The organism is Rhodoferax ferrireducens, assembly GCF_003347515.1.
GTDB lineage: Bacteria > Pseudomonadota > Gammaproteobacteria > Burkholderiales > Burkholderiaceae_C > Rhodoferax.
The window spans coordinates 59,523-77,820 of record NZ_QEII01000269.1 but is presented as its reverse complement, the minus strand read 5'-3'; the positions used below and the strand labels follow the sequence as shown (position 1 = coordinate 77,820).

22 protein-coding genes are annotated in these 18,298 nt (G+C 61.4%); 14 read left to right on the top strand and 8 right to left on the bottom strand.

The genetic code is table 11. The features are described 5' to 3' along the window. Positions 1-12: 12 nt before the first annotated feature. The 3 genes from C5P05_RS11655 to C5P05_RS11645 are packed head-to-tail and all read right to left on the bottom strand — an operon-like array spanning position 13 to position 3,243. Positions 13-780: a zinc ribbon domain-containing protein gene (locus tag C5P05_RS11655; RefSeq protein ID WP_114970007.1), complete on the bottom strand. Its 768-nt coding sequence runs from the start codon at positions 778-780 to the stop codon at positions 13-15. Between the two features lie 8 nt (positions 781-788). Beyond that, the gene (gene kefC, locus C5P05_RS11650; RefSeq protein WP_114970006.1) at positions 789-2,615 is read right to left on the bottom strand and encodes a glutathione-regulated potassium-efflux system protein KefC; all 1,827 of its coding nucleotides are present in this window, start codon (positions 2,613-2,615) and stop codon (positions 789-791) included. 1 nt (position 2,616) lies between these two features. Beyond that, positions 2,617-3,243 carry an NAD(P)H-dependent oxidoreductase gene (locus C5P05_RS11645; protein ID WP_114970190.1) on the bottom strand — a complete coding sequence of 209 codons (627 nt, stop codon included), beginning with the start codon at positions 3,241-3,243 and terminating at the stop codon, positions 2,617-2,619. A gap of 86 nt (positions 3,244-3,329) precedes the next feature. On the opposite strand from C5P05_RS11645, the gene C5P05_RS11640 reads away from it, so the two are divergent. Then, positions 3,330-3,785: a MaoC family dehydratase gene (locus tag C5P05_RS11640; protein WP_114970005.1), complete on the top strand. Its 456-nt coding sequence runs from the start codon at positions 3,330-3,332 to the stop codon at positions 3,783-3,785. A gap of 34 nt (positions 3,786-3,819) precedes the next feature. Here the strand turns inward: C5P05_RS11640 and trmL are convergent, their stop codons facing one another. Both trmL and C5P05_RS11630 read right to left on the bottom strand, forming a co-directional pair. After that, positions 3,820-4,308 (bottom strand): tRNA (uridine(34)/cytosine(34)/5-carboxymethylaminomethyluridine(34)-2'-O)-methyltransferase TrmL, encoded by a 489-nt coding sequence (gene trmL, locus C5P05_RS11635; RefSeq protein WP_114970004.1) that lies wholly within the window; start codon positions 4,306-4,308, stop codon positions 3,820-3,822. A 34-nt stretch (positions 4,309-4,342) separates the two neighbouring features. Next, complete coding sequence (locus C5P05_RS11630) at positions 4,343-5,047, bottom strand: ComF family protein (protein WP_114970003.1); 705 nt, start codon at positions 5,045-5,047, stop codon at positions 4,343-4,345. Between the two features lie 40 nt (positions 5,048-5,087). Here C5P05_RS11630 and C5P05_RS11625 point away from each other — a divergent pair, with 40 nt between their 5' ends. The 7 genes from C5P05_RS11625 to C5P05_RS11600 all read left to right on the top strand — a co-directional run bounded on the left by C5P05_RS11625 (position 5,088) and on the right by C5P05_RS11600 (position 10,880). Then, a complete protein-coding gene (locus tag C5P05_RS11625) occupies positions 5,088-5,975 on the top strand; it encodes a biotin synthase (RefSeq protein WP_114970002.1) in 888 nt (295 codons plus the stop codon). A gap of 187 nt (positions 5,976-6,162) precedes the next feature. Next, on the top strand, positions 6,163-7,347 hold the full coding sequence (gene coxB / locus C5P05_RS11620; protein ID WP_114970189.1) for a cytochrome c oxidase subunit II: 1,185 nt from the start codon (positions 6,163-6,165) through the stop codon (positions 7,345-7,347). A gap of 41 nt (positions 7,348-7,388) precedes the next feature. After that, positions 7,389-9,002 (top strand): cytochrome c oxidase subunit I, encoded by a 1,614-nt coding sequence (gene ctaD / locus C5P05_RS11615; RefSeq protein WP_114970001.1) that lies wholly within the window; start codon positions 7,389-7,391, stop codon positions 9,000-9,002. Between the two features lie 9 nt (positions 9,003-9,011). Then, on the top strand, positions 9,012-9,122 hold the full coding sequence (locus C5P05_RS34465) for a cytochrome oxidase small assembly protein (RefSeq protein WP_232834448.1): 111 nt from the start codon (positions 9,012-9,014) through the stop codon (positions 9,120-9,122). 3 nt (positions 9,123-9,125) lie between these two features. Next, a complete protein-coding gene (locus C5P05_RS11610; protein ID WP_114970000.1) occupies positions 9,126-9,725 on the top strand; it encodes a cytochrome c oxidase assembly protein in 600 nt (199 codons plus the stop codon). Next, on the top strand, positions 9,722-9,943 hold the full coding sequence (locus C5P05_RS11605; protein WP_269813927.1) for a DUF2970 domain-containing protein: 222 nt from the start codon (positions 9,722-9,724) through the stop codon (positions 9,941-9,943). The genes C5P05_RS11610 and C5P05_RS11605 overlap by 4 nt, the downstream gene beginning before the upstream one ends. A 55-nt stretch (positions 9,944-9,998) precedes the next feature. Next, on the top strand, positions 9,999-10,880 hold the full coding sequence (locus C5P05_RS11600) for a cytochrome c oxidase subunit 3 (protein WP_114969999.1): 882 nt from the start codon (positions 9,999-10,001) through the stop codon (positions 10,878-10,880). Between the two features lie 69 nt (positions 10,881-10,949). On the opposite strand, the gene C5P05_RS11595 is transcribed toward C5P05_RS11600, so the two are convergent. Beyond that, the gene (locus C5P05_RS11595; RefSeq protein ID WP_114969998.1) at positions 10,950-11,171 is read right to left on the bottom strand and encodes a DUF2909 domain-containing protein; all 222 of its coding nucleotides are present in this window, start codon (positions 11,169-11,171) and stop codon (positions 10,950-10,952) included. Between the two features lie 39 nt (positions 11,172-11,210). Between C5P05_RS11595 and C5P05_RS11590 the strand changes: the two genes are divergently transcribed. The 6 genes from C5P05_RS11590 to C5P05_RS11565 are packed head-to-tail and all read left to right on the top strand — an operon-like array spanning position 11,211 to position 16,154. Continuing rightward, positions 11,211-11,909, top strand: a complete 699-nt coding sequence (locus C5P05_RS11590; protein WP_232834447.1) for an SURF1 family protein — start codon at positions 11,211-11,213, stop codon at positions 11,907-11,909. Beyond that, positions 11,860-12,621 (top strand): hypothetical protein, encoded by a 762-nt coding sequence (locus C5P05_RS11585; RefSeq protein WP_114969996.1) that lies wholly within the window; start codon positions 11,860-11,862, stop codon positions 12,619-12,621. Before C5P05_RS11590 ends, C5P05_RS11585 begins: the two co-directional genes overlap by 50 nt. Positions 12,622-12,666: 45 nt before the next feature. After that, on the top strand, positions 12,667-13,803 hold the full coding sequence (locus C5P05_RS11580; RefSeq protein ID WP_114970187.1) for a COX15/CtaA family protein: 1,137 nt from the start codon (positions 12,667-12,669) through the stop codon (positions 13,801-13,803). Next, the gene (gene cyoE / locus C5P05_RS11575; RefSeq protein WP_114969995.1) at positions 13,800-14,696 is read left to right on the top strand and encodes a heme o synthase; all 897 of its coding nucleotides are present in this window, start codon (positions 13,800-13,802) and stop codon (positions 14,694-14,696) included. Before C5P05_RS11580 ends, cyoE begins: the two co-directional genes overlap by 4 nt. A 31-nt stretch (positions 14,697-14,727) precedes the next feature. Further along, complete coding sequence (locus tag C5P05_RS11570; RefSeq protein ID WP_114969994.1) at positions 14,728-15,333, top strand: SCO family protein; 606 nt, start codon at positions 14,728-14,730, stop codon at positions 15,331-15,333. 5 nt (positions 15,334-15,338) lie between these two features. After that, the gene (locus C5P05_RS11565; RefSeq protein ID WP_114969993.1) at positions 15,339-16,154 is read left to right on the top strand and encodes a DNA alkylation repair protein; all 816 of its coding nucleotides are present in this window, start codon (positions 15,339-15,341) and stop codon (positions 16,152-16,154) included. 46 nt (positions 16,155-16,200) lie between these two features. Here C5P05_RS11565 and C5P05_RS11560 read toward each other — a convergent pair whose 3' ends face one another. Both C5P05_RS11560 and rpoH read right to left on the bottom strand, forming a co-directional pair. Then, the gene (locus tag C5P05_RS11560) at positions 16,201-17,202 is read right to left on the bottom strand and encodes a Bug family tripartite tricarboxylate transporter substrate binding protein (RefSeq protein ID WP_114969992.1); all 1,002 of its coding nucleotides are present in this window, start codon (positions 17,200-17,202) and stop codon (positions 16,201-16,203) included. A 79-nt stretch (positions 17,203-17,281) separates the two neighbouring features. Continuing rightward, positions 17,282-18,223, bottom strand: coding sequence for an RNA polymerase sigma factor RpoH (gene rpoH / locus C5P05_RS11555; RefSeq protein ID WP_114969991.1), 942 nt, complete (start codon positions 18,221-18,223; stop codon positions 17,282-17,284). Positions 18,224-18,298: the final 75 nt, after the last annotated feature.

The following is an 18,298-nucleotide window of genomic DNA, read 5'->3' as shown; positions in this document are numbered from 1 at the left end:
TACGAACAAGCCTCACCTCTCCTCTACGACAGGCCTTACCACCCGGGAATACTGCCGCCGCAGCAACCATGCGGCCCAGCCCAGCGCCAGCAGCACGACCAAGGCGCCGAGCTTGTGCGTCAGGTCGCCGATCAGTTGCGCCTTCGACAACAGCCCCAGGCTGGAGAAGAGATAAATCCAATCGTGCCCACCTTCCTCGCCCGTGGTGCCGGACAGCAGCATGAGTTGCGGGTGCAGCGCGTCATACATGTAGGGCGCTACGTCCAGCACCGACACGCCCAAGAACCACAGACCAACCGCTGCGCCAAAGGGGTCGCGGTTCTTCATCAGCAGCGCGCCGGCCAGGATGGCGGGCATGATCAACTGGCCCAAGGTGCCGCCCAGCACCATCATCCATTGCCCCAGCGGTATGAAGATGACGTGCCCGGCTTCGTGAAACACCAGAATCGGCCGGTGGAGGAAGGACGCGCCCATCTCACCGGTGCGGTAATCCATCCCGATCAGCTGCCTGCCCCAGAAGGCCAGACCCGCCAGGAGCGCGGCGCGGGCCCAGAAGTGCATCGCATCCACCCGCTCCGGCACATGAGTCAGCAGCGCCGTCCAGCCCGGTTCATCGCTGTGTCCATCGGTGTCGGCGTCAGGCGCGGGTGAGGCCCGGCGTGCCACTTGACCCACCTTGGCCAGGATCACTCCGCATTGCGGGCAGGCGGTCGGCAAGGCTTGCACAGCCGGCAGCGGCTGGTGGCCGCATTTGGGGCAACGGGTGTAGGGGGTAGACATGGCCCGGCTCAGGTGTCCCAGCCCGGCGGCCGCCGTTCGGCGCGTTCGGCGCGCTCCTGCGCCATTTGCTCTTCCAGTTGCTGGCGCCCCTGTTTGACCACGGCGATGAACTTGGCGCGGTCCCGGTAATGGGGATGCATTTTTTCAAACAGTGCCAGGTTGTGTTGACGAAAGCGCATGGCGGTCTGGCGCGCTTCAAAGGCGCCGTGCCCCAGCAGTTCCAGCACGCTGCGCGCACTGCGCAGGCTGGACTCGAACATCTCGCGCTCCACCCGCATCACGCCGCGGTCGCGCAGCTTGTTCCAGTGGGTGACGTCGCGGGCACGCGCCACGATCTGCAGCGCGGGAAAGTGTTCCTGCACCAGGTCCACAATCGCCAGCGACTGCGCCACGTCGTCCACCGCCAGCACCAGAATTTTGGCGCGGGCCGCACCGGCCGTGCGCAGCAGGTCCAGCCGGGTGGCGTCACCATAAAACACGCGGTAACCGAAGCTGCGCACCGCCTCGATCATCTCGGCGTCATGCTCCAGCACGGTACAGGGTATGCCTTGCGCCAGCATCACGCGGGCCACGATTTGCCCATAACGGCCAAACCCGGCAATCAGCACCGGCGCCTCCTGCGGTTCGGAAATCTCCGCCATCGTGACCTTGTCCAGCTCGGCGTAACGCGGCAACAGGAGCTTGTCAATAGCCACCAGCACCAGCGGGCTCACCAGCATGGAGACGGCCACGGCGCCGATCAGCAGCGAAGCCGTTTGCGCCGGGAAGATGTGGGCACCGGCGGCCGCCTGAAACACCACGAAGGCAAATTCGCCGCCCTGCGCCAGCAGCAGCGTGAACAGGGGCCGCTCGCGAAACGGTAACTTCATCAGCCGCGCCAGCGTGTAAATCACCGTGCCCTTGACGGCCAGAAAGCCCAGCACGATGAGCGCCATCAGCCCCGGCGACTGGCGCAGCACGCCAAAGTCGATGCTCATGCCGACGGCGATGAAAAACAGGCCGAGCAGCAGACCCTTGAAAGGCTCGATATCGGTTTCCAGCTCGCGCCGGTACTCGCTTTCGGCCAGCAACACGCCGGCCAGAAAGGCGCCCAGCGCCATGGACAGACCCACCAGCTGCATCAGCCCGGCAATGCCCACCACCAGCAACAAGGAGGCGGCGGTGAAGATCTCGGGCGTTCTGGAACGCGCGATCCAGCGAAACAGCGGTCGCAACAGCAAGCGCCCACCGAGCACGATGCCGGCGATGACTGCTATTATTTTGAGAGCTTCTTGCGCATGATTGACGGGGGCTAGAGTCTCATTTGATGCTGAAAACTGGGCCAGAAGCGGCAGCAGGGCCAGGATCGGGATGGCGGCCACGTCCTGAAACAGGAGGATGGAAAACGCCGCCTGGCCGCTGCCAGTGGGCAGCAGGTTGCGCTCGCCCATCAACTGCAGCGCAATCGCCGTGCTGGACAAGGCCAGCCCCAGCCCCCCCACCAGGGCCACCCGCCAGCCGACGCCGAAGGCGAGGGCGACCAAGGTCAGCAGCAGAGCGCAGCCCAGCACCTGCGCGCTGCCCCAGCCAAAGATCGGACGGCGCAGGCTCCACAGGCGCCTGGGCTCCAGCTCCAGCCCGACCAAAAACAGCATCAACACCACGCCAAATTCGGCGAAGTGCAGGATGTCTTCGACATTGGTCACCAGTCCCAGGCCCCACGGGCCAATGGCGATGCCCGCCGCCAGGTAACCGATGATGGACCCCAGGCCCAGGGCCTTGCTCAAGGGCACGGCAATGACGGCGGCGCTCAGGTAAATGAAGCTGTTGCTCAGCCAGGTTGGGATGTGTTCCATGTCAATCCTTGGCGCGGTCGGCCACCGGCACATTGCAGGCCACGCAGTTGCCAAGTTCGTCCATCTCGGGCCAGCGCGGGTAGCTCTGCAGGCGTTGCCCGAAGACCTCGATATGCTGCGAGACTTCAATTTCGGAGACGCTGTGTGCACCGTGCAGCAGCAGCGGCGGCAAAAAGCGCATGCCGCACAGGGCTGCCGTTTGTTCGTAGGGCGGCAAGAAGGCGTCAAAAAAATAGCGGTTATAGCCCTGCGGGTGATAGGAGTCCGACGGACTGCCGGTGGTGGCCACCAGCCACAGGTCTTTGCCGCGCAGGGCGTCGCCGCCCGCGCCATAAGCCCAGCCGTAGGTCAGAACCTCGTCCAGCCAGAGCTTTTGCAGGGCCGGCATGGAATACCACTGGATGGGGTGCAGCAGCACAATCAGTTGCGCGGCGGCCAGTCGTGCCTGCTCGGCAGCGACATCAATAAAGTAGTCCGGGTAGCGGGTATACAAATCGTTGCTGTCGACCCGCGCGACGCTGCGCGCCATGTCCAGCAGGCGCCGGTTGACGCGCGACTCACGCCAGTTGGGGTGGGCCGCGATGAGGTAGATCGCTTCTTCCGAGAGGGTGCGCTGGTGTTCGTCCATGCCGCGAAGATAGCGCAAAGTCACACGCCGTCCAGTTTGTCGCTCATCTGACAAGCGTCCAGGGCGCGCGTCGCTACAGTGGCGCTATGAAAACATTTCAAACCCTCAAGGAACTGTCCAATCTCGCCGGTCAGGAAATCGCTGTGAGCGACTGGGTCACCGTGACACAAGAGCAGGTGAACCAGTTTGCCCAAGCCACCGGAGACCATCAGTGGATTCACGTGGATGTCGAGAAGGCCAAGGCCGGACCCTTTGGTGGCCCCATCGCGCACGGTTTTTTCACGCTGGCGCTGATTCCGAAGTTTCTTGAGTCGTCCCTGACCATTGTGGAGGCCCGCATGGGCGTGAATTACGGGCTCAACAAAGTGCGCTTCACGGCGCCGGTCCCGGTGGGCAGCCGCCTGCGCGCCCGCATCACGCTGCTCAGCAGTGAGCCCATCGACAAGGGCGGCGTACAAATGACCTGGGCCGTGGCCATTGAACGCGAAGGCGCAACGAAGCCAGTGTGTGTGGCCGAGTCACTGACGCGGCACTATCCATAGCGAGACTGATTCCGTGCTGGTGCGCTTGACCATGTCAGGTGGCGGTGGATGTCGTCGTGGCTGCGCCAAACCCGTTTTGCCGCCAGGCTTCAAACACCGTGACGGCCACCGCGTTGGACAAGTTCAGACTGCGCTGACCTGTGATCATGGGCAGTTTCAGGCATTGGGCGGGTCCGAACGCGGCGCGTACTGCGTCAGAAATTCCTTTTGTCTCGGAGCCAAACACCAGCCAGTCACCGCGTTGGAATGCCACCTCATACGGGCTGCGCGTGCCCCGTGTGGTCAGCGTGAACATACGCTCAGGCGCCGGGGTTTCGGTTGCCAGAAATGCCTGCCAACTGGCATGGCGCTTGAGCGTGGCGTACTCGTGGTAATCCAGCCCGGCGCGGCGCATGTGCTTGTCGTCCATGGAGAATCCGAGTGGCTCAATCAGGTGCAGCATGCAGCCGGTGTTGGCCGCCAGACGGATGACGTTGCCGGTGTTGGGCGGGATTTCGGGTTCGACGAGGACGATATGAAACATAGGGCTGTATTGTCCCCGCACCGGCGCGGTGACATCAGGGGTCCATGTCCGTTCGTGCAATCACCAGTCCGGTAATATGTGCCGCGCCGGCCGCGCGCAGGACCCGCGCGGCCGCGAACAGCGAGGCGCCGCTGGTCATGACATCGTCTACCAGCACCAGCCGTGCGCCCTTGACCTGCCTGAGCCGCAAGGGCTCGACGGCAAACGCATCCTTGACGCTGCTCAGCCGCTCGGCGCGTTTGAGCGCGCTTTGCGGTGGCGTGTCCTTGATGCGCAGCAGCAGGCGGCTGTCGGTTTTGGTCGGCGCGAGCTGCCGCGCCAGCACCAGCGCCTGGTTGAAGCCGCGCGTTTGCAGGCGCACTCTCGACAACGGCATGGGCAACACCATGCTCGCGGCGTCCAGTGCCGGCTCCACCCATGGGGCGCTGCGCAGCAACAGGGCAAAGGCGCTGGCCCAGCCTGGCTGGTCATGGAATTTGTAGCCCACAATCAAGTCAGACCACGGGTAGGCATAGGACACGGCAGCCAAACAGGCATCCAGAGGCGGCGGCGTCTTGACGCACACACCGCATTGCCGCACGCCTGCCGGCACCGGCAGCGCGCAGGTCTGGCAGCGCGGCTGTGGTTGGGCAAAACGGTTCACACACGCTTCGCACACAGTCTGGGCCGGCCAGGCACGGCACACCATGCACTGGCTGGGCAGTGCTTCAAACACCCTTTTGATCAAGCCGGGAAACATCGAGTCAATATACTCTGGCGACCACTTCCCGCCACGTATCATGTCCACACAGCGCCCCCCCACCATTGATCCCCAAGCCGCCCGGCGCTGGCAGCAAATGCCTCCCGGCCCGTCGCCGTGGCTGCATGAAGAAGTAGCGCGGCGCATGGAAGAACGGCTTGAATGGATCAAGCTCCAACCCCACAACTGGGCGCACTGGGAGCCCGTGCGCGGCGGCCTGCAGGCCCACGCGCTGCTGGCGCGTCGCTATCCGGATGCCGGCTGTTTTGTGATGGAGACGCATGAAACGAAGGAAGAGTACGCTGCCAAAACAATCGCAAAATCCTGGTGGCATCCTGCCCGCTGGAAGGGCCGGCCGACCCGCTTTGCGCAGCCGGCCGAAGGCGGCGTTGACATGCTGTGGGCCAATATGGCATTGCACATGGCGGCCGATCCGCAAGCCTTGATGGCGCAGTGGCATCGCGCCCTGGCGGTGGATGGTTTTGTCATGTTTTCCTGCCTCGGGCCGGACACTTTGCAGGAACTGCGCGGGCTTTACCAGACCCTGGGCTGGCCGGCACCCTCGCATGAGTTCACCGACATGCATGACTGGGGCGACATGCTGGCGGGCGCCGGCTTTGCCGAGCCGGTAATGGACATGGAGCGCATCACCTTGACATTCGAGACGCCGCAGCGGCTGCTGGAAGAGCTGCGTGGCCTGGGGCGCAATTTGCATCCTCAGCGTTTCCCTGGTCTGCGCGGACGGCAATGGCGCGAGCAACTGCATCAGGCGCTGGCCAACGCGCCGCTGCAGCTGACCTTCGAAATCATCTACGGGCATGCCTTCAAGCCCCGTCCACGGCTCAGTGTTCGCCCGGAGACCGTGCTTTCTCTGGCGGAAATGCGAGAAGCCTTGAACCAGCGCAAAAGTTATTCCAAGAAGCCTTGAGAAAGGGGCTTGACAAGGAGTTAATCCACAAATTGCCTAGGCTACAATCATTGGTTGCTGGAAGGGGTAATCCCTCTGTTCCTTGCGTCCCGAGCTTGTCAATAATGGTGTTCAGCCGGTAAAACATGTGGCAAGCATGGGGTTTCGCATGACTGAGTTAATTTGAGGCAAAGAAAAAGTGAACATGATGAAAAGCATTTTCAATAAAGTGACTGGCGCGCTGCTAGCCGTCAGTGCTTGGGCCGGTAGCGCCGCTTTTACCGCGGCGCATGCCGTCGGCGACCTGCCTGGCGGCCCGTCTGTCAATCAATTGAACTTGCACCCAGCAGTCACCAAAATTGCGGAAGAACAGGCTTGGCTTCACTGGTTCATGCTGATTCTTTGCACTGTGATCTTTGTTGCGGTGTTCGCGGTGATGTTTTATTCCATCTGGAAACATCGCAAGTCAGCGGGGCACAAGGCGGCCAATTTCCATGAGTCGGTGACGGTGGAAATCATCTGGACCATTGTGCCTTTCATCATTGTGATTTTGATGGCCTTGCCGGCCACCAAAGTGGTCGTGGCGATGAAGGATACGACCAACGCCGACCTCACCATCAAGGTCACCGGCATGCAGTGGAAATGGGGCTACGACTACCTCAAGGGCGAAGGCGAGGGCATTGGCTTCATCTCGGCGCTGGACAGCACGCAGCGCGCGATGTCCGACAACGGAGGGCCCAAGAAGGGCGAGGTCGTGGATGACTATCTGTTGAAGGTCGATCGTCCCCTGGTGGTTCCTGTCAATCAGAAGATCCGTGTCATTCTGACCGCCAACGACGTCATTCACTCTTTCATGGTGCCTTCATTTGGCGTCAAGCAGGATGCGATTCCCGGCTTTGTGCGCGACACCTGGTTTCGTGCGGAAAAGGTGGGGGACTATTACGGTCAATGCGTCGAGTTGTGTGGCAAGGAACACGCCTACATGCCGATTCATGTAAAGGTGGTTTCGGCCCAGGACTATTCCCGCTGGGTCGGGGACGAGCAGAAAAAACTGGCCGCCAAGGCCGATGATCCGGCCAAGGTCTGGACCGCCCAAGACATCACCCAGCGCGGCGAAAAAGTCTATGCCGCCAACTGCGCCGCCTGTCACCAGGCCAATGGCAAAGGCGCTGGCCCGATCAAGCCGCTCGATGGCGCTGCCGTGGTGCTGGATGCCGACAAGAGCCAGCAAATTGCGGTGTTGCTCAATGGCCAGAACAACGGCACCATGCCGTCGTGGAAGCAGCTCAGCGACACCGATATTGCCGCGGTCATCACGTTCACCAAAAACAATTGGTCCAATAAAACGGGGCAACTGGTTCAGCCGGCTGAAGTCGCTGCTGCACGCAAGTAAGCGGCCGCACCACGAATCCAAGTATTGAGGAAGAAATCACAATGAGTGCCGTTCTAGACCACCCCGCCCACGACGATCACCACGAGCACGCGCCAACAGGCTGGCGTCGCTGGGTGCTTGCGACCAACCACAAAGACATTGGTACGATGTACCTGTTGTTCAGCTTCACCATGCTGTTGATTGGTGGGGTACTGGCCTTGCTGATCCGCGCCGAACTCTTCCAGCCGGGCCTGCAGTTCGTCAACCCCGAGTTGTTCAACCAGCTCACCACCATGCACGGTCTCATCATGGTGTTCGGCGCCATCATGCCGGGCTTTGTCGGTTTCGCGAACTGGATGATTCCGCTGCAGATTGGCGCGGCCGACATGGCCTTTGCCCGGATGAACAACTTCAGCTTCTGGCTGCTGATTCCTTCGGGGTTGTTGCTAGTGGGTTCGTTCTTCATGCCGGGTGGTGCGCCTGCGGCCGGCTGGACGCTTTATGCGCCGCTGACCCTGCAGATGGGCCCCAGCATGGATGCTGGTATCTTTGCCATGCACATCCTGGGTGCGAGCTCCATCATGGGCTCCATCAACATCATCGTGACCATCCTCAACATGCGTGCACCGGGCATGACCTTGATGAAGATGCCCATGTTCTGCTGGACCTGGCTGATCACGGCCTACCTGCTGATTGCCGTGATGCCGGTGCTCGCCGGTGCCATCACCATGACATTGACCGATCGTCATTTCGGCACCAGCTTCTTTAATCCGGCCGGCGGCGGCGACCCGGTGATGTACCAGCACATTTTCTGGTTCTTCGGTCACCCCGAGGTCTACATCATGATTTTGCCGGCCTTCGGCATCATCAGTCAAATCGTGCCGGCGTTTGCCCGCAAGAGATTATTCGGCTACGCGTCCATGGTGTATGCCACCTCCAGCATTGCCATCCTGTCGTTCATCGTGTGGGCGCACCACATGTTCACTACCGGCATGCCGGTGACCGGCCAGTTGTTCTTCATGTACGCCACCATGCTGATCGCGGTGCCGACGGCGGTGAAAATTTTCAACTGGATTGCAACCATGTGGAAGGGTTCCATGACGTTTGAATCCCCGATGCTGTTTGCCGTCGGCTTCATCTTCGTGTTCACCATGGGTGGCTTCACTGGTCTGATATTGGCCATGGCGCCGATCGACATCCAGGTGCAGGACACCTACTACGTGGTGGCTCACTTCCACTATGTGCTGGTCGCTGGCTCCCTGTTTGCCATGTTTGCCGGTTACTACTACTGGTCACCCAAATGGACTGGCGTGATGTACAACGAAACACGCGGCAAGATCCACTTCTGGTGGTCCCTGATTGCATTCAATGTGACCTTCTTCCCGATGCACTTTCTGGGTTTGGCGGGCATGCCGCGTCGCTATGCCGACTACCCCATGCAGTTTGCGGATTTCAACGCACTGGCTTCGGTGGGGGGCTTCCTGTTCGGGTTTGCGCAGGTCTATTTCCTGGTCTTCATCGTGATTCCGACGATGCGCGGTCAAGGCGAGAAAGCGCCGAAAAAACCATGGGAAGCGGCCGAAGGCCTGGAGTGGGAAGTTCCCTCACCAGCACCCTTCCACACCTTTGAGACCCCGCCCAAGCTGGATGCCACGGCAACCAGAATTGTTGGATAAGATCCGACCATGACGCCTGAACAAAAAAAAACCAATCTGAAAACCGGACTGATCCTGGCCTCGGTGGCCTTGGTGTTCTTCCTGGGGTTCATGGGCAAAATGATTTTGCTGAGCCGATAACGCATGAGCCTGCGCCGCGAAAATGTCAGGATGGTGAGCAAGCTGATCGTGGTGGCGGCCGGCATGTTCGCGTTCGGATATGCGCTGGTGCCTATTTACAAAGCCATTTGTGAGATGACCGGCATCAATGTGCTGGCGCTGGGGGATCGGAATATTCCCGGTGCCACGCCGACGTTACCCGCCAATACCCAGGTGGACACCAGCCGCACCATCACGGTGGAGTTTGATGCGAATGCTCGCGGTCCCTGGGAGTTCAAGCCGGCGCAGCGTTCACTCCAGGTTCACCCGGGTGAGATGGCGACCGTGATGTACGAGTTCCAGAATGTGCAGAACCGCCGCATGTCCGCGCAAGCCATTCCGAGCTATGCGCCGCAACAAGCCAGTGCGCATTTCAACAAGCTGGAGTGTTTTTGCTTTAGCCAATACACCTTGGAGCCTGGTGAAAAGAAGTCTTGGCCGGTTGTGTTTGTGATTGATCCCAAGTTGTCCAAGGACGTCAAGACGATCACACTGTCCTACACTTTCTTTGAAGTGGGTGGTAAAACACCGGCGGCGCCAGTGGCTGATGCGCGCGGGCATATCGCCGCTGGAGCGGGCTCGTGAACGAAGACCGCAAAGATCAGGATCGCGTGCCCACCAGCTCTTTCTGGCGCAGTATCAAGATGGTGGCCTGGTCATTTCTGGGCATCCGCAAGCGCAGCGAATCGCAGGAAGATATGGCCCGGGTCAATCCATTTCATATCATTGTGGTGGGCATTGCCGGGGCCGTTATTTTTGTCGTTGGATTGATAGTGCTGGTGAACTGGGTGGTCGCCAAATAAGGCGGCACCCGGTACCGGTAGAAGATAAAAGAGAACCGCAAGGAATGGAGCTGACATGAGTTCAATAACACACGCTAAAACCCCGTACTACTTTGTACCCAGCCCGTCGCGCCATCCGGCGATGGCATCGCTGGGATTGTTTTTCGTCGTCCTGGGCGCGGCGCAGTGGATCAATGGTGCCAACTGGGGCAAGTATTCGCTGGCTGCCGGCATGGTCTGGTTTCTGGGTGTGCTGTTCCAGTGGTTCAGCGAGTCGATTCGTGAGAGCGAAGGCGGCCAGTATGGGCACAAGGTTGACTTGTCGTTTCGCTGGAGCATGAGCTGGTTCATCTTCTCGGAGGTCATGTTCTTCGGCGCCTTCTTCACCGCCTTGTGGTGGGCTCGTGCCCATTCGGTGCCCGCCTTGGGCAGCTTGGACAATGCCTTGCTCTGGCCTGATTTCAAGGCCATCTGGCCCAGCCTGGCCGCTGGCGCCACCGCATCACCGGCGGGAATTGTGGAGCCCTTCACGACCATGACGCCGTTCTGGCTGCCCACCATCAATACGGCCTTGCTGCTGAGCTCAGGCGTCACCCTGACCATTGCGCACCACGCCCTGATTGCGGGTCATCGGAGCAAGACGATTGCCTTCATGTGGCTCACCGTGTTGCTGGGTTTCGTGTTCCTGCTGGTCCAGGGCTACGAATACTTTCATGCCTACCAAGAGCTCAATCTCAAGCTCAGCTCGGGTGTCTATGGATCAACTTTTTACATACTGACCGGGTTTCACGGCTTCCACGTGTTTATCGGCATGTTGATGCTGCTGTTCATCACCTTGCGCCTGCAAAAAGGGCACTTTACCTCTGAGCGTCATTTCGGTTTCGAAGGGGCGGCCTGGTACTGGCACTTTGTGGACGTGGTGTGGCTCGGACTTTATACCTTGGTCTATTGGCTATAGTCTGTCGTGCTGACCCAAAAAAAGGCACCCAGAGCGGTGCCTTTTTGATTGTTGCGACTGGCTGCTGGCCTACTGCCCTGCGGTGATGCCGGTGGGGTGGATGTAGCCGAGTTTCCAGGCCAGCAGGATGCTGACAAACAGCATAATGGAAATGCCGACCCGCACCGCCAGCGCAAACGCCATTTTTTGCTCCCTCGATTTCCCGCTGGCGTTGCTCTTCATCATGAAAAACAAGGCCGTGGCCAGGCTGCCGAGGATGGTGACAAAGGCCAGAATGACGAAGTATTTCATGCATTGGATTATCCGTTGAGTTCGCGCTGGAAGTTCTGGTTGATCACATTGAGCGCCGTGCTGGCGGTCTCCGGCACGCTGGCGCTGGGGCGCTGGCAGTTGTCGCGCGCCGCCCAGAAAGTGGCTTTGCAGGCCAGCATCGACGCAAAAGCGGTCATGCCCAAGCTGAATGGGGCGACGTTGGCGATGTTGACCGATCCCGCCATCGAGCTGCACCGCGGGGTGACGCTGCGGGGGCGCTGGATCGGCGAGCGGACCGTGTTTCTGGACAACCGTCCGATGAACGGCAAACCCGGTCTGTATGTCCTGACACCCCTGCAACTGGAGGGTCGCGCGGCCGTGGTGTTGCTGCAGCGCGGCTGGGTAGCGCGCAATTTCATCGATCGCGCCAGCGTACCGCGGATTGACACCGCAACGGGCGTGGTCGAAGTCCAGGGCCGCATTGCCCCGCCGCCCGGCAAGTTATATGAGCTCGGTGGCACTGAGAGCGGGCTCATCCGGCAAAATCTCGATCTGGCGCAGTTTCGTGCCGAATTGGGTTTGCCGCTGCTGACGGTGTCGGTACAGCAGATCGGTGCCACCGGTGACGGCTTGCTGCGTGATTGGCCACGTCCTGATACCGGCATCGACAAGCACTACGGCTATGCTGTTCAATGGTTTGCGCTGAGCGCTCTGATCGCACTTCTTTATGTCTGGTTTCAAATTGTTAGACGATTCATCACCGCGCGGTGCAGCTGACGCCGCCTCACGCTCCCAGGGCGATCAGCCGCTGGGCCTGACGGTTCACTCCATCCCTTCACCGGCGCGCGCGATGGACAGCGCAGCCCGGCGCACCGGTCTCGGCCGCTGGAAAATGCTGGGCGTGATGCTGGTTTGTGCCGCCCCGGTGGTGGCTTCGTATTTCACCTACTACGTGGTGCGGCCGGAAGGCCGGCGTAATTTCGGCGAGTTGATCAGTCCGCAGCGCGCCCTGCCGGATCAGGCGAGTGTGAGCCTGAGCGGGCAATCCAGCACGCTCCAGGCGCTCAAGGGGCAATGGCTGTTGATCAGCGTGGCCGGTGGCGCTTGCAACGAAACCTGCAGCCAGCATTTGTACCTGCAACGTCAGCTGCGCGAGGGCCTGGGCAAAGACCGTGACCGGGTCGACTGGGTTTGGCTGATCCCGGACGACACCCCGGTGCCCGACAAACTGCTGCCGGCCCTCAAGGAAGCCACAGTGCTGCGCGTTTCCTCCACCGGCCTGGCGGCCTGGCTGGCGCCCGCCGCTGGCGACCAGCTGGCCGAGCACCTGTACGTGGTGGACCCCATGGGCAACTGGATGATGCGTTTTCCGGCCAACCTGGATATTGCCAGTGCGGCCAAGGCCAAACGCGATCTGGAGCGCCTGTTGCGCGCCTCGGCATCGTGGGACCAGGCCGGGCGGGCCGCCGGACAGACGGCTGCCCAATAAGGCGGGACTGTGCAGGAACTCTACGATCTGTCGCCGCTGGCCAGCATGATGTTGGTGGGCGTGGTGCTGGCGCTGGGGCCTTTGGCCTGGGTGTGGCGGCAGCACCGGCGCAGCACGCCGCTGCGCGGCTTGCAGGCACTCACGCTCTTGACCCTGTTTCTCACCTTCGATCTGGTGCTGTTTGGCGCCTTCACCCGTTTGACTGACTCGGGCCTGGGCTGCCCGGACTGGCCGGGTTGTTACGGCAATGCCAGCCCGTTCGGAGCCAACGCCGATATTGTGGCCGCCCAGAGCGCCATGCCTTTTGGCCCTGTGACACACGGCAAGGCCTGGGTTGAAATGATTCATCGCTATCTGGCGACCAGTGTCGGCGTGCTGATTCTGGTACTGGCGGTGGCGAGCTGGATCACATGGTTGCGGCGCGGGCGCAAGGCGCAGCAAAAGCCGATCAATCCGTGGTGGCCGACGCTGACCCTGTTCTGGGTCTGCCTGCAGGGCGCATTTGGCGCGCTGACCGTCACCATGAAGCTCTTTCCCGCCATCGTCACGCTGCATTTGCTGGGCGGGCTGGTGCTGCTGGCGCTGTTGTGTGTTCAGTCGGTGCAGTATTCCCAGCTTGAGCGGGGCGTTTCACCGGCAGCCATCACGCCCGGTTTGCGCTGGCTGCAATGGCTGTCGCTGGCCTTGCTGCTCGTGCAGATCGCCCTGGGGGGCTGGGTCAGTACCAACTACGCGGTACTGGCCTGTTCCGACTTTCCCCGCTGCCAGAACAGCTGGTGGCCAGCGATGGACTTTTTGCAGGGCTTTACGCCCTGGCGCGAGCTGGGGCTGACCACGGTAGGCGAGCACATCAGTTTTGCCGCCTTGACGGCTATCCACTACGTGCACCGCCTCATGGCCTTCCTTGTGCTGAGCTTGCTCGGTGTGCTGGCCTGGCGTCTGAATCGTGTGCGGGCGCTGCGCCTCCCCTCACGCTGGCTGGCCGCGCTGATCGGCTTGCAACTGGTCACGGGCATCAGCAACGTGGTGCTCGGCTGGCCGCTGGTGGCCGCCGTGTTGCACACCGGTGGCGCCGGTGCGCTGGTCGTCGTCATGACCTGGACCGTGGCCGCCAGCCGCACCCATTCCCTTCAACCGGTGCCTGTAGCCCCGGAACCCTCTGTATCGAGACACCCCGCATGAGTGCCAACTTCCCAAGTCTTCAAGTTTCCGTGTTCAGGCAGTTCTATGCCTTGACCAAGCCGCGCGTGATCCAGCTGATCGTGTTTTGCGCCCTGATCGGCATGGTGCTGGCGGTGCCGGGCGTGCCGACGTGGGCCGATGTGCGGCTGGCGCTGCTGGCCTGTCTTGGTATCTGGCTGGTGGCGGGCGCAGCGGCGGCCTTCAACTGCATTGTGGAAAAAGGCATTGACGCCAAGATGAAGCGAACCGCCTGGCGTCCCACCGCCAAGGGCGAGCTGGGCAACCGGCAAACCTTGCTGTTCTCGGCCGTGCTGTGCCTGCTCGGCTCCACCTTGCTCTATGTCTGGGTCAACCCGCTGACCATGTGGCTGACCTTTGCCACCTTCATCGGCTACGCGGTGGTGTACACCGTGATCCTCAAGCCGCTGACACCGCAAAACATCGTGATTGGCGGCGCCTCGGGCGCCATGCCGCCCGTGCTGGGCTGGGCCGCCATGGCGGGGAACGTCGGGCCGGAGGCGCTGATCCTGTTCCTGATCATCTTCCTGTGGACGCCGCCGCATTTCTGGGCGCTGGCGCTGTACCGGGTGGAAGACTACCGCAAGTCGGGCCTGCCGATGCTGCCGGTTACGCACGGCAACGAGTTCACCCGGCTGATGGTGCTGCTCTACACCTTCATCCTGTTCGCCGCCTGCCTGATGCCCTACATCTACGGCATGAGCTCCTGGATTTACCTCATCGCGGCGCTGGTTTTGAGCCTGGGTTTCAGTCTGTATGCTTACCGGCTCTGGCGCGACTACTCGGATGAGCTGGCGCGCAAGACCTTTCGCTTCTCCCTTATTCACCTCAGCGTGCTGTTCGCCGCCTTGCTGGTGGACCACTATATTCTCTGAACTTCAAGCGTCATCCCCCAACGGATCCATCATGAAAAAACGAAATGCTCTTAAATTGATAGCTACCAGCGCTTTGATGGCGGGCGCTGCAGGCATTATTTCTGCATGCTCCGAGAGCAAGCCAAAATTCTCCGCCATTGATATCACCGGGGCCGACTACGCCCGCGATTTCGCCTTGACCGACCACAACGGCCAGCCCAGAAGCCTCAAGGACTTTGCCGGCAAGATCGTGGTGCTCTTCTTTGGCTACACGCAGTGCCCCGATGTCTGTCCGACCTCCATGGCCGAGCTGGTTGAGGTGAAGAAACTGCTGGGCAAGGACGGCGAACGCCTGCAAGGCCTGTTTGTCACGGTGGACCCCGAACGCGACACCCCCGCCATGCTCAAGGAATACATGGGCAATTTTGACCCGACCTTTTTGGCGCTCTACACCACGCCCGAGAAGCTCGAAGCCCTCGCCAAGGACTACAAGGTGTACTTCAAGAAAGTCGACGGCAAGACGCCCACCAGCTACACCATGGACCATTCAGCCGGCAGCTATGTGTATGACACGCAGGGCAAACTGCGTCTGTACACCCGGTACGGCAGCGGTGCCCCGGCCCTGGCGGCTGACATCAAGCTCTTGTTGGCCCAGTAGGTCGCATGATCGACGTCCAGCCCCTGCTGGGACGCCGTGGCGCGGCCCGCATTGCGCTGATTCCCCCGCCGGTGCTGGACGCGCTCAATCAGGGCTTGATCGAGACCGTCAATCTCAACGAATTTCTGGCCATTGACCTCAGCCGGTTGACCGCCTGCGTGGCCGACCATATCGGGCTGGAACCCGACGACGAGCGTCTGGGCGATACCCTGGCCATGCTGGGCGCTTTCAAGCCCATGAAGCGCCACCTGCATGTGGCGCGCGCCCTCTACGACTTGACCGCCCTCCGTTCCGATCGGGATGGCGTCGCTCATCGCCTCGCGACCCATGCCAGTGACGTGGCCCGCTGCTGGGCCGCCCAATGGGTCATGCTCTCCGACCTGACCTTGCCCGACAAGCTGCACGCGCTCCGGCGTTTTGCGGCGGATCGCCATTTCGGCGTGCGCGAAATCGCCTGGATGGCGGTCCGCGACGAGTTGGTGGAGGCGCTGGACGCGGGCGTGTTGTTGTTGCAGCCTTGGGTGTTGGACCCCGATGAGAACATCCGCCGTTTTGCCAGTGAGCTGACCCGGCCGCGCGGCGTCTGGTGTGCCCAGATTGAGTCTCTCAAAGCCGAGCCGTGGCGCGCTCAAAGCCTGCTGGAGCCGCTGCGCGCCGACCCCAGCCGCTATGTACAGAACTCGGTGGCCAACTGGCTGAACGACGCCAGCAAGTCGCAAGCGCCGTGGGTGAATCAGCTGTGTCAGCGCTGGCTCGACGAATCCGACGTGCCCGCCACGCGCTACATTGTGGGCCGGGCTTTGCGTACGCTATCCAAATAATAGCTGCTTGCGCTCACGGGATAAGGGCTAGCACCCTATTTGGTCATTAATCTGGCTGGATGCCGCGCATGGCAATCACGCCACCCAGCAGGGCGGTATCCAACTTGATGCGGCGGGCCAGGCCCTCGGATGTCGTGCCCACCACCTGCCAGCCCTGCTGGAACAGCTTTTGCCGCATCTCGGGCGCGCGGGCGATGTCGCTGAACAGCGCGGACAGCTTGGCCACCACCGGCTTGGGCAGCGAGTTCGGCGCGGCGATGGCGTTCCAGATTTCCAGGTTGAATCCGGGCACGCCCGCTTCAGACATGCTGGGCAGCTCCGGCACCAGGGTGCTGCGGCCGCTGGAGGTCACGCCGATGGCGCGCAACTTGCCCGCCTTGATCTGGGCCATGGCCAAGGCCGGCGGCATCATCGACAGCTGCAGCTGTCCGCCGAGCATGGCGTTGGCCACCTGGGGGTAGCCAGGGTAGGGCACATGCACCGGGTTGATGTTGGTCCGGCTCTTGAGTAATTCCATGCCGATGTGGCCCACGGTGCCCACGCCCGGCGAGCCGTAGCTCCATTTGTCACCGGCGTTGCGCGCGGCCACAAAGAAGTCCTGAGCGGTGGCGCCGGGCGAGCCGACAGGCGCCGTCAATACCAGGGGTGACACGCCGATCAGGCTGACGGGCGTGAGATCCTTGAGCGGGTCGTAATTGAGTTTCGGGTTGAGCAGCTTGGCAATCGTCAGGTTGCCATTGATCATGAGGCCGATGGTGTGGTTGTCGGTGGCCCGGGCCACGTACTCGGCAGCGATATTGCCACCGGCGCCCACCTTGTTTTCCACAATCACGGGCTGGCCCAGCGCCTTGGCCAACGGTTCGGCGAGCGTACGCGCTGTCAGGTCCGGCGACGAGCCGGCTGGAAAGCCCACGATGAGACGCACGGTCTTGCTCGGCCAAGCCGCCGCAGCGTCCGATTCTTTGGGTGATTTTTGGGCTGCAGCCCACGTCGACAGTGCGGCAATGGCTATAAAAAGAGTAGCGCGACGAAGCATTGGGCGGGACATTTCAACTCCGGGTTATTGACAGCCCGCCATTGTCGCCGACCCCGTACCCAGCTTTCGGGGCGATCTCCAGCTCGCCGGGTCAGGCGTACTCGGCCAGCGTTTTTTTCATCTTCTTCATGGCGGCCACCTCGATCTGGCGAATGCGCTCGGCGCTCACGCCGTACACGGCCGCCAGTTCATGCAAGGTCATGCCGCCGGAGTTGTCGTCGTTCACCTTGAGCCAGCGCTCTTCCACGATGCGGCGGCTGCGCTCGTCGAGCGCTTCCAGGGCGGTCGCAATGCCGTCACTGGCCAGCACGTCGCGCTGGTGCGCTTCGATCATGGCCGTGGGTTCATGCTTGGTATCGGTCAGGTAGGCAATCGGACCAAACGCGTCGTCGCCATCGTCAGACGGACTTGGGTCCAGCAGCACGTCGCCGCCGGAGAGCCGGGTTTCCATCTCGATGACCTCTTCGCGCTTGACCTTGAGATTGAGCGCCATGGCGTCGATCTGGTCCTCGTTCAGGGTTTCGCGGTGTGTGCCGGTATCGGCCGCGGCGTCATCCGACTTGTAGCGCTGCTTCATCGAACGCAGGTTGAAAAACAGCTTGCGCTGGGCCTTGGTGGTGGCCACCTTGACCATGCGCCAGTTTTTCAGGATGTACTCGTGAATCTCGGCCTTGATCCAGTGCAGCGCATAGCTCACCAGACGCACACCGTGATCCGGGTCAAAGCGCTTGACCGCCTTCATCAGGCCGACATTGCCTTCCTGAATCAGGTCGCCATGGGGCAGACCGTAGCCCAGGTACTGGCGCGCGACGGATACCACCAACCGCAGGTGCGACAGCACCAATTTGCCGGCCGCCTCCAGATCATTCTCTTGTCTGAACTTGCGCGAAAATTCCTGCTCTTCTTCAAGCGTGAGCATGGGCAGACGGTTGGACGCGGATATATAAGCGTCCAGATTGCCCAACGGGGGCACCATCGACCATGGGTTGACCACTGCCAGCGCAGCGCCTGAAACGCCAGTTTGATAAGCCATACCTGAACTCCTTTTCGTCATGAATAGAATATTAGCACTCTCTTGGAGGGAGTGCCAATTCAAAAGTTCAATCCC